The following is a 14,534-nucleotide window of genomic DNA, read 5'->3' on the forward strand; positions in this document are numbered from 1 at the left end:
GGCGGTCACTGCTCGCGCATGCCCCACGGTGAGCCGTACTCGGTGAGCAGTTCCAGGAACGGCACCGGGTCGAACGCCTCGGGGCCGAGCACGCCGCGGCCCTCCCACGTGCCGCGGGCGAGCAGTTCCAGCGCCACGACAGGGTGGACCGCGGTCTGCCAGACCACCGCCTGGGCGCCGTACTCCCGCATCGACCACGCGTTGTCGACCACGTGGTACAGGTAGACCTCGCGCGGGGCGCCGTCCTTGCCCGTGCCCTTGATCCACGTGCCCGCGCACGTCTTGCCGCGCATCCGCTCGCCCAGGGTCGCCGGGTCGGGCAGTGACGCGGCCACGACATCGCGCGGGGACACCTCGACGCCCTTGATCGAAACCGGCTCTGTGGAGTCCAGCCCCAGCTTGTGCAGCGTCCGGAGCACATCGATGAACTCCGCGCCGAGCCCGTACTTGAACGTCACCCGGCCGGCCTTCACCCAGCGCGGGACCAGCAGCACCTCCTCGTGCTCGACGTTCACGCACTCGACGGGGCCGATGCCCTCGGGGAAGTCGAAGACCTCCGGCTCGCTGAACGGCTCGGTCGTGTGCCAGCCGCCGTTCTCCCACACCACCGGAGGGTTGAGGCACTCCTCGATGGTGGTCCAGATCGAGAAGGTCGGCGCGAAGGCCTCCTCCCCGTCCGGCCCCTCGACGACCAGGTTCGCCCCGTCGCGGATGCCGATCTCGTCGATGCTCTCGAAGAGGTGGTCGGCCGCGTACCTGGCGAAGACGTCGGCGAGGCCGGGCTCCACCCCCATGCCGACCAGTGCGAGCCTCCCCTCGGCCTCCCACCGCGACGCCAGCTCGAACTGCTCGTCGCCGAGCTTGACGCCCGTCTCCTCGTACGGCCGGGCGGGGTGCGGCCTGGACAGGGACATCGCCATGTCCAGGTAGTCGGCCCCGGCCGCGAGCGCGGCACGGAACAACGGCATGTCGAATCGCGGGTCCACTGCGTTGAACAGGACGTCGCAACGGTGCTCGCGGAGCGCCGCCTCCACCGCGTCCTGGTCGGAGGCGTCCAGCCCGATCGCGGTGAACCGTCCGGGCGCCTGGCCGGAGACCACGGCCTCGGCCCGTGAAGGGTCATAGTCGGCGACGACGATGTGGTCGAAGAAGTCTCGGCGGGCGGCGATCGGGACCACGGCGGAACCCACGCCACCGGCGCCTACGAGCAGGATGCGCATGCCGGCGACACTACCAACTGACTGGTCGACCATTCAACTAAAGACCCGCATAAAAACGGCTCCTTCTCCACGAAATCCGTCGCCAGATCGCGACCATGTAGCTGAAAAGAGGCCTCTACGGCCCCTCAACTTCGAATCGAGCACCAGCCCACGAACAGCCATCCTCCGGGTGACCACCCACCTCCGCCGGGCGGCCGCCGCTTACCGCCCGATGTGGTGGTTGTGCATCGGGCGCCGCGACGGCGGGCAGTGGTACGGCGGTGCCGGCGCCGGCCGTACGTCGGGCAACCTGGCGAACGTTCGTGCGGGTCACATCAGTGCACGAGCAGGCGCCACCTGTCCGTCCACTCGGCGTAGTCGGTGCATTGCCCGTCCTGCCCCTCGCAGTCCTTGACCGGGAGCACGGCGAAGCTGATCTTCTTGTGCCAGCCGCCGTCGGTGACCCGGTACGCCGCGCAGATGCCCTTCGCCTGCTCGGTCTGGCGGAACTTGCCGGTCTCCTCGCTGTGCCAGGCGCACGCCCGGGGGTTCGCGGGCGCCAGCACGTTCCACACCGACGCCTGCTGCTGCACCTTCGCCGTGGTCGCCCAGTCGATCCATCGGTACGCGCAGTTGGGCGCCGCCGCCTGCGCCGAGATCATCCAGGAATCCACCCAGCCGGTCGTCGGCTCGCCCTTCAGCGCCTTCACCGGCCGACCGGCCGCGCGCAGGATGTCCAGCTGGTACGGCAGGGCGCGCCCGATGCGCACGGACCCCCCGGTGAACCCCTGCACCGCCTGGATCGGCTCCTTCCAGTAGGACCGCTCCGCGCCGCCGCGCCGCTCGCCGAGGAGCTCCGTCGCCGCGTCGAGCTGGGGCCGGGTCAGCTCGTACGGATCAACGATGCCCAGCTCGGGCCGTTGCCTCTTCAGTGTGAGGGCGGCGTCGGCGATCGTGAGCGGGCCGTCCTTGAGCATGACGGGACCGCGATCGGAGTAGAGCGCGCCGGCCGCCGCCGGCCGCGTCTTACCGCTGTCGTACAGGGTCGCGTACCAGCCCCACAGATAGGGCACGCCGTACACCTGCGACCCCGCCGTCACCGACCGCTGTGACCGCAGCCACGCGGGGATCTCGTCGTAGTGGGGCACGAGCGAGGTGGTGAGCGGGGCGACCTTCCCCTCGGAGATCAGCCGGCCGCCGATCTCCGGAGGCGCCGACACCACGTCGTAGGCGGTCTGCGCGACGAGCCGATCCATCTGGTCGCTCGTCTGCGGGAAGCGCAGGTTGACCCGGCAGCCCGTGGCCCGCTCGAACGCCCCCACCCAGTTGACCCTCCGGTCATTCGCGCCGTACTCGGCGTAGCCCCGGTAGGTCAGGACGGTGACCGCCCCCTCGCCCGGCTCGAGCGCCTTCGGAGAAGGCGTCGGCGTGCGGGAGGGAGAGGCGGCGGGCGAGGCGTCCGGCACGGCGGAGGTCACCGTGGCGGCGGGCGTCGCGGTACGGGTGGGCGCCGGCGTGACCTCGGCCGCCCGAGACCCCGTGCCACCGCACCCGGCCAGAACCAGAGCCAGGGCCACGGTGGCCGACGCTAGCGACGCCGGCCCACGGCGGCGCCCCCTCCCCCTGGTCGTCACGCCGGCCCCCTCGTCTCGACCTTCTGCGGGCAGCCTACCGGCAGGGAGGCCGGGCTAGATGTTGGTCGGGAACCCGAGGTTCACGCCGCCGTGGCTTGGATCGAGCCAGCGCGCGGTCACGACCTTGCCCCGGGTGTAGAAGTGGACGCCCTCGGTGCCGTGGACGTGCGTGTCGCCGAACAGGGAGGACTTCCAGCCGCCGAAGCTGTAGAAGGCCATCGGCACGGGGATCGGCACGTTGATGCCGACCATGCCGACCTCCACCTCGTTCTGGAAGCGCCGCGCGGCGCCCCCGTCGTTGGTGAAGACCGCCGTGCCGTTGCCGTACTCCGCCTCGTTGATGATCCGCAGGCCTTCCTCATAGGAGCCGACCCTGACCACCGACAGCACCGGGCCGAAGATCTCGTCGCGGTGGACGGCGGAACCCGGCTGGACCTGGTCGATCACCGTCGGCCCGAGCCAGAACCCAGGGGTCTCGGCGGCGCTGCCGCCGCCCTTGACCGGGGTCTCGCGCCCGTCGACGACCAGCTTGGCCCCCTCGGCGAGCGCCGCGTCCAGGTAGGAGGCGACCTTGTCGCGATGCACCTGCGTGACGAGCGGGCCCATCTGGGAGTCGGGGTCGTCGCCGGGGCCGACCGTGAGCCGGGCCACCCGCTCGACGATCTTGTCCACCAGCTCGTCGCCGATCGGATCCACGGCGAGCACGACCGAGATCGCCATGCACCGCTCGCCCGCCGAGCCGAAGCCGGCGTTCACCGCCGCGTCGGCGACCAGGTCGAGGTCGGCGTCGGGCAGGACCAGCATGTGGTTCTTCGCGCCGCCGAGCGCCTGCACCCGCTTGCCGTGCCGGGTGCCGGTCTCGTAGACGTACCGGGCGATCGGGGTCGAGCCGACGAACGAGACGGCCCGGACGTCCGGATGCTCCAGCAGCCGGTCGACCGCCACCTTGTCGCCCTGGACGACGTTGAACACGCCATCGGGCAGACCCGCGCGCTTCCACAGGGACGCCATCAGCAGCGACGCCGAGGGGTCCCGCTCGGAGGGCTTCAGCACGAACGTGTTCCCGCAGGCGATCGCGACCGGGTACATCCACATCGGCACCATCGCCGGGAAGTTGAACGGCGTGATCCCCGCGACCACCCCCAGCGGCTGCCTGATCGAGAACGAGTCCACGCTCGTCGAGACGTTCTCGGAGAAGCCGCCCTTCAGCAGATGGGGGATACCGCAGGCGAACTCCACGACCTCCAGCCCGCGGGCCACCTCGCCGAGCGCGTCGGAGTGCACCTTGCCGTGCTCCGCGCTGATCAGCGCGGCCAGCTCGTCGCGGTGACCGTCCATCAGCTCGCGGAACCGGAAGAGCACCTGCGCCCGCTTCATCAGCGAGGCGTCGCGCCACGCGGGGAACGCCGCCTTGGCGGCGGCGACCGCGGCGTCGACGTCCTCGGGACCGGCGAGGTCCACCTGGCCGGTCACCTCGCCGGTGGCCGGGTTGAAGATGTCGCTCCGCCGCCCTGAGCCGCTCCGCCGCGCCGCACCGCTCTCTGCCTCCGCACCGCTCTCTGCCTCGGCGCCGCCGATCCAGTGCGTGACCCGCTTCACTGACCCGTCTCCCCGTTGATCGTTTCCAGCGCGGTGAGGATGATCCCCAGGCCCTCGCGCGCCTCTTCGTCGCTGAGCGTCAGCGGCGGGGCCATGCGCAGCACGTTCCCGTACAGGCCGCCCTTGCCGGCCAGCAGGCCGAGCTTCTTGGTCTCCTCCATGAACCGGGCGGCCAGCGCCGGCGAGGCGGCTCCGGTGGCCGGGTCGACCAGTTCGAGGGCGAACATCAGCCCCTTGCCCCGCACCTCGCCGACGATCGGCAGCCGCTCCTTGGCCGCGCGCAGCCCGTCGATGAGGATCGCGCCGGTGGCGGCGGCCCGGGTCTGCAGGTCGTTGTCCAGGACGTAGTCGAGGGTGGCGTTGGCGGCGGCCATGGAGATCGGGTTGCCGCCGAAGGTGGCCAGGCCGATGGCGTGCGGGGCGTCCATCAGGTCGCCCCGGGCGACCACGCCGCCGACCGCGAAGCCGTTGCCGAGGCCCTTGGCGAAGGTCATCATGTCCGGCGTCATGCCGTGGTTCTGGATGCCGAAGAACGCCGAACCCGTACGGCCCCACCCGGTCTGCACCTCGTCGGAGATGAAGAGGATGCCCTCCTCGTCCAGCACCTCCTTGTACGCCTTGAACAGCCCGTCGGGCGCCATGGTGAAACCGCCGACGCCCTGGATCGGCTCGGCGATCAGGGCGGCCACGTCATTGGACACCACGGTCGCGAGCACGTGGCGCAGGTCCGCGACGCAGGCGTCGATGTACTCGGCGTCGGACATGCCGCGGAACTGCGGCAGGTGCCGGTCGGCGCCGTGCAGGAAGTGCACGTTGAGCGGCGAGAACGAGTTGTTCTTCCAGCTCCGGTTGCTCGTGACCGAGATCGCGCCGAAGCTGCGGCCGTGGTAGCTCTGCCGCATCGCGAGGACCTGGTCGGACTTGCGCGCGTACGTCGCGAGCAGCAGGGCGGTCTCGTTGGCCTCGGTGCCGGAGTTGGTGAAGAAGACCTTGGCGTTCTCGATGCCCGACAGCCTGGCGATCTTCTCGGCCAGCTCGACCTGGGCGCGCAGCAGGTAGACGGTGCTGGTGTGCACGACCCCGGTCGCGAGCTGCCGCTCGACGGCGTCACGGACCTCCGGGACGTCGTACCCGATCATGTTGGTCAGGATGCCGGCGAAGAAGTCGAGGTAGGTGTGGCCTTCCGCGTCGACGACGCGATTGCCCTTCCCCCGCACGATCTCGATGGGTTCGTCGTAGTAGAGGGACAACCAGTTCGGCATGACCGCACGATGGCGCGGAAGAAGGTCGGACATAGTCCGATTATGTCGATTTACCGCCACCGCTCCCACCTCCAAGGTGTCGGCGTACTGGGAATTCACCTTACATCTTGCTACCCGCAAGCTCAGAATGTCGTGATTACCAGATGTCTGGACAATATCCCCGCCACCGCCGCGTACGGACATCGCGCGGCGGTGGCGGACGATCAGGGAACCGTCTCAGGGAACCGTCTCGGAGACCGGCTGCGCGGCGGGCGCCGGGCGGGGGCGCAGGACGGTGAAGGCCAGCGCGGCCGCCGCCAGGGTGAACGCGACGCCGACCCACGAGCCGAAGGACATGGCCGACACGAACGCCTCCCTCGCCGTCCTCGCCAGCCCCGCCTCGCCCAGCTCCAGCGCGGCGCCGATCGAGTCCCTCGCGGCGGCGGGCGCGCTCTCGGGCATCCGCGCGGTGTAGACCCCGGCGAGCACGCTGCCGAGGACGGCCACGCTGAGCGCCATCCCGACCTGCTGGACGGTGTCGTTGAGCGCCGATCCGACCCCCGCGTGCTCCGGCGGCACCGCGCCCATCAGGGTCGCGTACGCCGCCGGCCCCGCGAGGCCACCGCCGACGCCCATGATCAGCAGCCCGGTGATGAGCTTGCCGTACCCGTCCGCCGGGCCGATGAGCCCCAGCACCATGAAGCCGCCCGCCATCACGACCAGCCCCACGGCGACCAGCACCCGGTTGCTGACCCGCTGCCCTAGCGCGGCGCCGACGCCGTTGAACAGCGCCGCCGCCACCGCGTACGGCAGGAGCGCGAGGCCCGCCTTCATGGGCCCGTAGGCGAGCACGAACTGCAGGTACTGGGTGAGCATGAGCAGGAGGGCCCCGGTGCCGAACGACATCAGCACGATGGAGAACGAGGACCCGCTGAAGTTGCGGTCGCGAAAGAGCGACAGCGGCAGCATGGGGTGGTCCGACCTGCGCTCCCACACCACGAAGGCCCCGAGGGCCACCACCGCGACGGCCGCCGCCGTGAGGGCGCCGCCCGAGGTCCATCCCTCGCGGGGCGCCGCGATCACCACGTAGACCAGCGCCGTCATGCCCACCGTCGACAGCAGCGCGCCGAGCGGGTCCGTACGGCGGGCCGGGGCACGGGACTCTGGCATCAGCACCACCGCGGCCAGGACGGCGAGGGCGGCGATCGGCACGTTCAGCAGGAACACCGACCCCCACCAGTAGTGCTCCAGCAGGAAGCCGCCCAGGGTCGGCCCGGCGATCACGCCCACCATGGCGACCGCGCTCCACGCCGCGATGGCCTTGCGGCGCTCGGAGTCGTCGAAGACCGTGATCAGGATGGACAGGGTGCTCGGCATCAGGAAAGACCCGCCCACGCCCATGAGCGCACGCGCGCCGATCAGCTGCCACGGCTCCTGCACGAGCGTCGCCACCAGCGAGGCCGCCCCGAACACCACCAGGCCGATGATCAGGAAGCGCCGCCGGCCGTACCGGTCGGACAGGCTGCCCGCGGTCAGCAGCAGGCCGGCGAAGACCAGGATGTAGGCGTCGATGATCCACTGGACGTCGGCGGGAGTCGCGCCCAGGTCGCGGATGAGCGACGGGATCGCCAGGTTCAGCACCGTGTTGTCCACGACGAGCACCAGCAGGCTCACGCAGAGGACGCCGAGGATCCACCAGCGCCGCGGATCCTTCGCCTGCTCCGAGCCCTGGTCCTGGGTCCGGTCCGGAGGCTGATCCGAGTGCTGATCCGGGGGCCGATCCTCGGGCCGGACCGGGGGACGGGGACGGCCGCCCCCTGCTTCTCGTACATCGTTCGAGTTCACTCGCACAGCGTACGATAACTGTCGAACGGTGTGCGAGAGATTTATCCTGGAGCGAACGAAGGAGCCTCGCAACGTGCCCACCAAGCAAACGTTCACCTCGGTCTGGTCCCGCCCGGCCACGCCGAAGCCCGTCCGCGAGCAGCCCGCGCTGAGCCGCGACCAGATCGTCAGGGCGGCGATCGAGCTGCTCGACTCCGAAGGCCTGGACGCCCTCAGCATGCGCAAGCTCGGCACCAGGCTCGGCGCGGGGGCGACCAGCATCTACTGGCATGTGTCGAACAAGGAGCAATTGCTGGAGCTGGCGCTCGACGAGGTCTACGGCGAGGTGCAAGTCCCCGACCCCGTGAAAGCCGGCTGGCGGGACACCGCGGCGGTGTTCGCCTACGGCCTGCGCAACGCGATGCTCCGGCACCCGTGGTCGGTCATGCTCATCGGTTCCATGCCCAGCCTCGGCCCGAACGCCCTCGCGGCGTCCTCCATGCTGACCGACGCCATGGAGCTGGCCGGTTTCACCGGGCTCACGCTCGACTACGCCGTCGGCGCCGTCCTTTCCTACACCCTCGGCGCCACCACCCCCGAAGCGAGCTGGATGAACACCATCGGCCGCTCCGCCGTGGACCAAGGGGAGTGGATGAAGAACCTACGCGAACAGCTCCAGGTCGCCGCGGCGGACCACCCAAAGCTGCTGGCCCGCTACACCGACTACGAGAAGCTCGACCGCGACCAGACCAGAACCTGAGCTTCGACTTCGGCCTGATCGCCGTCCTGGACGGCCTCGAGGCCCGCCTGAGCCGGCACTGAACCCCCGGGAAACGCCCCGCACCACGGGAGGCCGTACGCGGGAGCCGAGCCGGACAGTATGTCAGGCACTGCCCGATCGGTTTTACAGCGTGATCGGCTAGGCTCGGTAACATGCTACCCACCTTGGCCGACGTCCTCGCCTTGGACGCCGTCCGCCGAGGCAATCCGCGCGTCGTCGCCGGCGCCGACCGGCTCGACACGCGGGTGCGCTGGGTGCATGTCGGCGAGATCAGCGACATCGCCCACCTGCTCCGCGGCGGCGAGCTCATCCTCACCACGGGCGTCGCCCTGCCCGAAGAGCCCGGCAAGCTCGCCGAGTACATCGCCGACCTGGCCTCCGTAGGCGCCTCCGGCCTCGTCGTCGAGCTCGGCCGCAGGTTCATCGGCGAACTGCCGCGCGCCGTCGTCGAAGCGGCGGAGATCCACGGCCTCCCTCTGGTCACGCTGGCCCGCGAGACACCTTTCGTGCAGATCACCGAGTCGGTGCACGCCCGCATCATCGACATCCAACTGGAGGAGCTCCGCGCGTCCGAACAGCTCCACGAGGTGTTCACCGAGCTGTCGGTCGAAGGCGCCACCCCCGCCGAGGTGCTGAGCCAGGTCTCCCGCCTGTCCGCCCGCCCCGCGATCCTGGAGAACCTCGCCCACCAGGTCCTCGCCTGCGAGTCCGCCGGCCGCGACACCGGCATCCTGCTCGCCAACTGGGAGGCTCGGTCACGCGCCGTGGCCCCCCGCGAGCGCACCGCCTACGATGCGACGTCCGGCTGGCTGGTCACCATGGTCGGCGCCCGCGGCCACGACTGGGGGCGGCTCATCCTGCTCTGCGAGTCGGCGCCCGGACCCCGTGACATCGTCCTCGCCGAGCGCGCCGCGACCACCCTGGCACTCGGCCGGCTGCTGGAACGCCACCAGGAAAGCCTGGAACGCCAGGCACACGGCACGATCATCACCGGCATCCTCACCCACGCCTACGCCGACCCCGAGGAGGCCGCGGCCCGCGCCCGCGCGGTCGGCGTCCCGCTGACCGGGCGAAAGCTCATGAGCGTGGTGCTCCGCCTCACAGAACCCTCGGCCGAGACCGCGCTCAACCTGCAGGCCCGGCTGGGCGAACTGGCCGAGGCCACCGCCGCCGCCTGCCGCGAAGCCAAACTGCCCGCGCTCGTCGGCGCCCTCGGGCAGAACCGCGTCGGCGTCCTGCTGCCCCTGCCGCCCCGCACCCTCGCCGAAGGCGCCCTCACCGCCCTCGCCGAACGGCTCCGCACGGCCTTCCCCACGCCGTTCGTCCTCGCCGCCGGATCGGTCGTCGAGTCCATCAAAGAGGTGCGGCGCAGCTTCCTCGAGGCCGAGCAGGTCGCCGAGGCCGCCGCGCGCCAGCCCGACCGCCGCCCGTTCTACCGGCTGCCCGACCTGCGGCTCCGCGGCCTGCTGCACCTGCTGCGCGACGACGCGCGGCTGCAGACCTTCGCCGAACGCGAGCTCGGCCCGCTGCTCGCCCACGACGCCCACCGGGGCGGCGACCTGACCGGCATCCTCCGCGTCTACCTCGACGCGGGCCGCAACAAGGCCGTCGCCTCGCAACGCGCCCATCTGTCACGTCCCGCGTTCTACGACAGGCTCCACCGCCTCGAGCGCATCCTCGACACCGACCTCGACGACGTCGAATCCTGCCTCTCGCTCCATGTCGCCCTGCTCGCCCTGGAGTCGTTCCGAAAGGAGAGCCGTTGAGCTCCGCCGAGCCGGCCGCCGTACGAGCACGTGACCACGGCATCGTGATCGGCACCGGCACGCCCGGTCCGTACAACGCCATCACCGACGTCGAGGGGGTGCGCGTCGGGCACACCACCCTCATCCGCGGTGACGGGCCGCGCGTCGTCGGCCAGGGTCCGGTACGCACCGGCGTGACGGTCGTGCTCCCCCACGACGGGGTCGCCTTCGACGAGCCGCTGTACGCCGGCCACCACTGGCTCAACGGCAACGGCGAGCTCACCGGCACGGCCTTCCTCCACGATTTCGGCATGCTGGGCTCGCCGATCGCGCTCACCAACACCGCCTCCGTCGGCGTCGTGCGGGACGCGCTCGTCGAGATCGAGGTCGGCACGCTCGGCAAGGGCCGCCACGCCTGGTCCCTCACCGTGGTCGGCGAGACCTGGGACGGCAGGCTGAACGACATCGACGGCCAGCACGTCAAGCCCGAGCACGTCAAGGCCGCCTACCACGCGGCCGCGGGCGGGCCGGTGGCCGAAGGCGCGGTCGGCGGCGGCACCGGCATGATCTGCCACGGCTTCAAGGGCGGCATCGGCACCGCTTCCCGGGTGCTCGCCGAGGAGGACGGCGGCTACACCGTCGGCGTGCTCGTCCAGGCCAACCACGGCAGGCGCGACCGCCTCACCGTCAACGGCGTCCCCGTCGGCCGGAGCCTCGAGGACGTGCCCCGCCCCATGCCGCCCCGGCAGGAGGGCGCCGGGTCCATCATCGGCATCCTCGCCACCGACGCGCCGCTGCTCCCCCACCAGTGCCGCAGGCTGGCCCAGCGGGCCGGGCTCGGCGTGGCGCGGACCGGCGGCGCCGGCGAGAACTCCAGCGGCGACGGCTTCCTGTGCTTCTCCACCGCCAACCGCAACCTGCCGGCCAACACGCTCGACGGCGACGCGCCGCGCACGTTCCAGGTGACCGTCCTCGCCGACGACTACATCGACCCGCTGTTCTACGCGGTCATCGAGGCGACCGAGGAGGCGATCGTCAACGCCTTGGTCGCCGGGCGGACGACGACCGGCGCGGACGGCCTCACCGCCCACGCCCTCGACGGCGAGCGCCTCGCCGAACTCCTGCGCTGAGGGCCGACCGGCCGTCCAGAGGGGGATCGGGTCAGCCGTCCCCGTCGCGGCCGGCGTCCGGGTGGACCGTGTCGTCGGCGCAGACGTACGTATCCCATCGGCGAGGTCGAGCCATGATCACTCCGATGATGAAGCCAAGGCTCATGCTCGCCAGGATTATCACGATAAGAACGTTGAGCCCCATGACGGGTGCCTCTCGGGGAAGGTGCGCCACCGGCCCGGTGATTGCGGCCTAACGAACCGTAACCCCGGAATGCGGGTACCGGCAGCCGATCGCCGGCTCCTGGCCCGGAATGACCAGGGAATTGACCCGATTTACCTGGTCCCTTACGGACACGACCGCTTCCCAGTCGGGGCACGAGGTCGCCACGCGCTCGCCCGTATCCCACAGCCCCGAAGGAATGCCCGCACGAACGCCTCCGGCCATGATGACGACCCTAAGGTGACGCACTCGCGGAAAAGCCGGAGGAAGCACGACTCGCAGCCCGACCTGGGCTGATTTCCGCCCCTTTCCGGAACCGCCACGAAGGCCGGTTACATTCTCGTAGACGTTGGCGTGTTCGCCCGCGCTTGACCCCCCATTGCCAAGACCATGGTGCATCGAGGACCAGATCACCCACGGGAGCCCCAGATGCCACGTCGTCTCATCGCCGGACTTGCCGCGCTGTCCTTCTTAGCGGCCGCCGCCCCCATACCGGCGATCGCCGACTCGGCAGCCGCGCCCGCACGTGCGAAACTGCCGACGGCCAACTTCCCTCTGGGGGAGCAGGGCTCCATCACCCAGAAGCAGAAGGCCGTCGCCAAAGGCATCGACCTCTTCACCGTCGTCCACGGCAAGCCCACCGATGGATACACGGTGTCGGTGCTGATGAACGGCAAGGACTACGGCTCCCAGTCCGACGCGCAGGCCGCCGCCGAAGCCGTACAGGCCGCCGGCCTCCCAGTGGGCGTGCAGGAGTTCACCCGCCCCGGCGTCGCGGACTTCCCCGCGGGCGTCGCCTACATGGTGCGCGTCGGGCTGTGGAAACTGGACGAGCGCAATGAAGCCGAGAAAATCGTCAAGAAGCTGAAAGAAGCCGATATCAAGGCGAAGGTGGATTTCCTCGGCGACGACGGGCTGCAGACCACCGGCCCGTGGGACATGCGGGTGCTCACCATCGACCCCCGGACCTTCACCGGCTCCTACCGCGCCGACATCGGGGCGACCGTCGCCAAGCGCGAGACCCCCTCCTCCATGGCGAAGAAGGCCGGCGCCGTCGCCGCGGTCAACGGCGGATTCTTCAACATTCACACCGACAAGAACCTTCGAGGCGAGCCCGTCGGCATCTCCGTCGTGAACGGCCGCCTCCTGAGCGAAGCCGTCCTCGGCCGCAGCGCCCTCATCCTCAAGGGCCGCACCGCGCGCATCTCCGAGGTCGCGACCGCCATCACGGCCACCTCACCCGACGGCGAACGGACCATCATCAACGGCGTCAACCGTGTCGCCGCCGCCGACGAACTGGTGCTCTACACCGAGGAATTCGGGGCGAAGACCCCCGCGGACGACGGAGCCGAAGCCGTCCTCGACGACAAGGGGCAGGTCCTCGAACTCCGCGCGGCAGGCGGCAAGGTCGCCGCGGGCACCCGCGTCCTGCACGGCACCGGCATCATGTCCGACTGGATCTGGTCGCACGCCTGGGAGAAGTGGAGCCTCAAGGTCACCACCAAGGTGACCGACATGCGCTCCGGCAAGGCCATCGCCCTCACCCCCGAGACCAACATCATCGGCGGCGGCGTCGGCCTGGTCCGCGACGGCCACGAACGGATCACCGCCAAGGCCGACGGCCAGGCGAGCATCAACATGATCCTGCGCCGGCACCCCCGCACCCTGGCAGGCGTCACCAAATCCGGCGAGCTGATCCTCGCCGTCGTCGACGGCCGCAAGCCGGGCGTCACCGTCGGAGCCTCGATGATCGAAGCCGCCCACCTGATGCTCTGGCTCGGCGCCCGCCAGGCCATCAACCTCGACGGCGGCGGCTCGAGCGCGATGGTCGTCAAGGGCAAGGTCGTGAACCACCCCTCCGACGGCACCGAACGCGGCGTCGGCGACGCCCTCCTCATCCTCCCCTAACCCACCCCGCACCCCTCCTATCAACCCCGGCCCTAGAACCTCCCCACCAGCCCGGTTGGTCCGACTTCGGCGCCGGGCCGGTGGGGCCCGGCACGCCGATCCCGGCACGCCGATCCCGGCACCGCCCTACGTCGGCAGCCCAACCTCCCCACCCACCGGGCCCGGTAGATCCCACCCCCACCCGCCCGGCGGATCCCACTTCCACCTGCCCGATGGGTCCGACTCCGGCGCCACATCGGCGGGACGCCGCACGCCGACCCCGCCACTGCCGCACACCGACCGGCCTCCCCCACCCACCGAGCCCGGTAGATCCCACCCCCACCCGCCCGATGGATCCGACCCCGGCGCCGCGTCGGCGGGACGTGGTACGGCGATCCCGGCGCCCTGGGTCGGCGGTCAGCCGGTGAACCGCGGGACGGGCTCGAGGCCCTCGCCGGTGCAGTTGGGTGTCATCCGAGGTACGCCTGCCGCCTCGGCCGCCGTAGGGTGGCGCCGACATCGCCGTATCCCGTCTCGCCGTCGCGGCGCCGAATACCAGAGTGCCCGGGCGGCAAGGCAGGGCCAGACTGCGCAGACTCGGTGGCGTTCGCAGCGCTGGCCGACGGTTGGTGTGGCCGGCCCCGCCGTAGCAGGGCGCCGGATTCGCCGTACCCCCTCCCACCGTCGCGGCGCCCACTATGACACGACACTGAGCGGCAGGGGGCGGATGTGCTGTCCAGCCTGGAAGCCGCTCCCGGCCACGGGACGATGGCGGACGGGGTAGGTGAAGTTGCAGCGGTGCCGACAAAGGTACGGCGCGACACCATAGCGGACATTCTGGAGAGGTTGGGTTCCCCGAGAAAGGCACGGTCCGGAGCAAGTCCGTAGCAGACGGAGCAGGTGAGGTTAGAGCCGTGCCGACAAAGGTATGGAGCGAGACAGTAGCGGACGGGCCCGTGAGTAGGAGGCGCCAGGAGAAAAGGAATGCGGCGGGACCGTGGCCAACGGCGTATGAGACTGGAGTCGCGCCGAGAAAGGTACAGGGCGAGACGGGTGGCGGACGGGCGGGTGCGCTTGGAAGTCGTGCCGCGGAAAGGTGCGGGGAAATGGTCGCGGAGCGCAGGAAAACGGTCCCGGGACTGGTCCTGGAACGGACTGGTCCTGGAACGCAGGAAAGCCACCCACAACGTGGATGGCTTCCCTGCTGATGCATTAAATTTTGTCCGGCGGTGTCCTACTCTCCCACACCGTCCCCGGTGCAGTACCATCGGCGCTGGAAAGCTTAACTTCCG

Annotated in this window: 9 protein-coding genes and 1 rRNA gene; 4 read left to right on the top strand and 6 right to left on the bottom strand. The window is 70.5% G+C overall.

Annotated elements, in window-relative coordinates:
* Positions 1-5: 5 nt before the first annotated feature.
* From MYF83_RS12435 to MYF83_RS12455, 5 genes are all read right to left on the bottom strand, one after another.
* Entirely contained in the window at positions 6-1,220 is a 1,215-nt protein-coding gene (locus MYF83_RS12435; RefSeq protein WP_248960420.1) for a saccharopine dehydrogenase family protein, read from the bottom strand.
* A gap of 314 nt (positions 1,221-1,534) precedes the next feature.
* Positions 1,535-2,776 (bottom strand): extracellular solute-binding protein, encoded by a 1,242-nt coding sequence (locus MYF83_RS12440; RefSeq protein WP_248960421.1) that lies wholly within the window; start codon positions 2,774-2,776, stop codon positions 1,535-1,537.
* Positions 2,777-2,887: 111 nt separating this feature from the next.
* Complete coding sequence (locus MYF83_RS12445; protein WP_248960422.1) at positions 2,888-4,432, bottom strand: CoA-acylating methylmalonate-semialdehyde dehydrogenase; 1,545 nt, start codon at positions 4,430-4,432, stop codon at positions 2,888-2,890.
* A complete protein-coding gene (locus tag MYF83_RS12450; RefSeq protein ID WP_248960423.1) occupies positions 4,429-5,727 on the bottom strand; it encodes an aspartate aminotransferase family protein in 1,299 nt (432 codons plus the stop codon). Before MYF83_RS12450 ends, MYF83_RS12445 begins: the two co-directional genes overlap by 4 nt.
* A 183-nt stretch (positions 5,728-5,910) precedes the next feature.
* Positions 5,911-7,518, bottom strand: a complete 1,608-nt coding sequence (locus tag MYF83_RS12455; protein WP_248960424.1) for an MFS transporter — start codon at positions 7,516-7,518, stop codon at positions 5,911-5,913.
* 73 nt (positions 7,519-7,591) lie between these two features.
* Here MYF83_RS12455 and MYF83_RS12460 point away from each other — a divergent pair, with 73 nt between their 5' ends.
* The 4 genes from MYF83_RS12460 (at position 7,592) to MYF83_RS12475 (ending at position 13,263) form a co-directional block, all read left to right on the top strand.
* A complete protein-coding gene (locus tag MYF83_RS12460; protein ID WP_248960425.1) occupies positions 7,592-8,257 on the top strand; it encodes a TetR/AcrR family transcriptional regulator in 666 nt (221 codons plus the stop codon).
* Positions 8,258-8,430: 173 nt separating this feature from the next.
* Complete coding sequence (locus MYF83_RS12465; protein WP_248960426.1) at positions 8,431-10,044, top strand: PucR family transcriptional regulator; 1,614 nt, start codon at positions 8,431-8,433, stop codon at positions 10,042-10,044.
* Positions 10,041-11,153, top strand: a complete 1,113-nt coding sequence (locus MYF83_RS12470; RefSeq protein WP_248960427.1) for a DmpA family aminopeptidase — start codon at positions 10,041-10,043, stop codon at positions 11,151-11,153. The genes MYF83_RS12465 and MYF83_RS12470 overlap by 4 nt, the downstream gene beginning before the upstream one ends.
* Before the next feature lie 631 nt (positions 11,154-11,784).
* The gene (locus MYF83_RS12475; protein ID WP_248960428.1) at positions 11,785-13,263 is read left to right on the top strand and encodes a phosphodiester glycosidase family protein; all 1,479 of its coding nucleotides are present in this window, start codon (positions 11,785-11,787) and stop codon (positions 13,261-13,263) included.
* Between the two features lie 1,200 nt (positions 13,264-14,463).
* Here MYF83_RS12475 and rrf read toward each other — a convergent pair.
* A 5S ribosomal RNA gene (gene rrf, locus MYF83_RS44770) occupies positions 14,464-14,534 on the bottom strand; the annotation flags it as partial.

This window comes from Sphaerisporangium perillae (assembly GCF_023276435.1).
Lineage (GTDB): Bacteria > Actinomycetota > Actinomycetes > Streptosporangiales > Streptosporangiaceae > Sphaerisporangium > Sphaerisporangium perillae.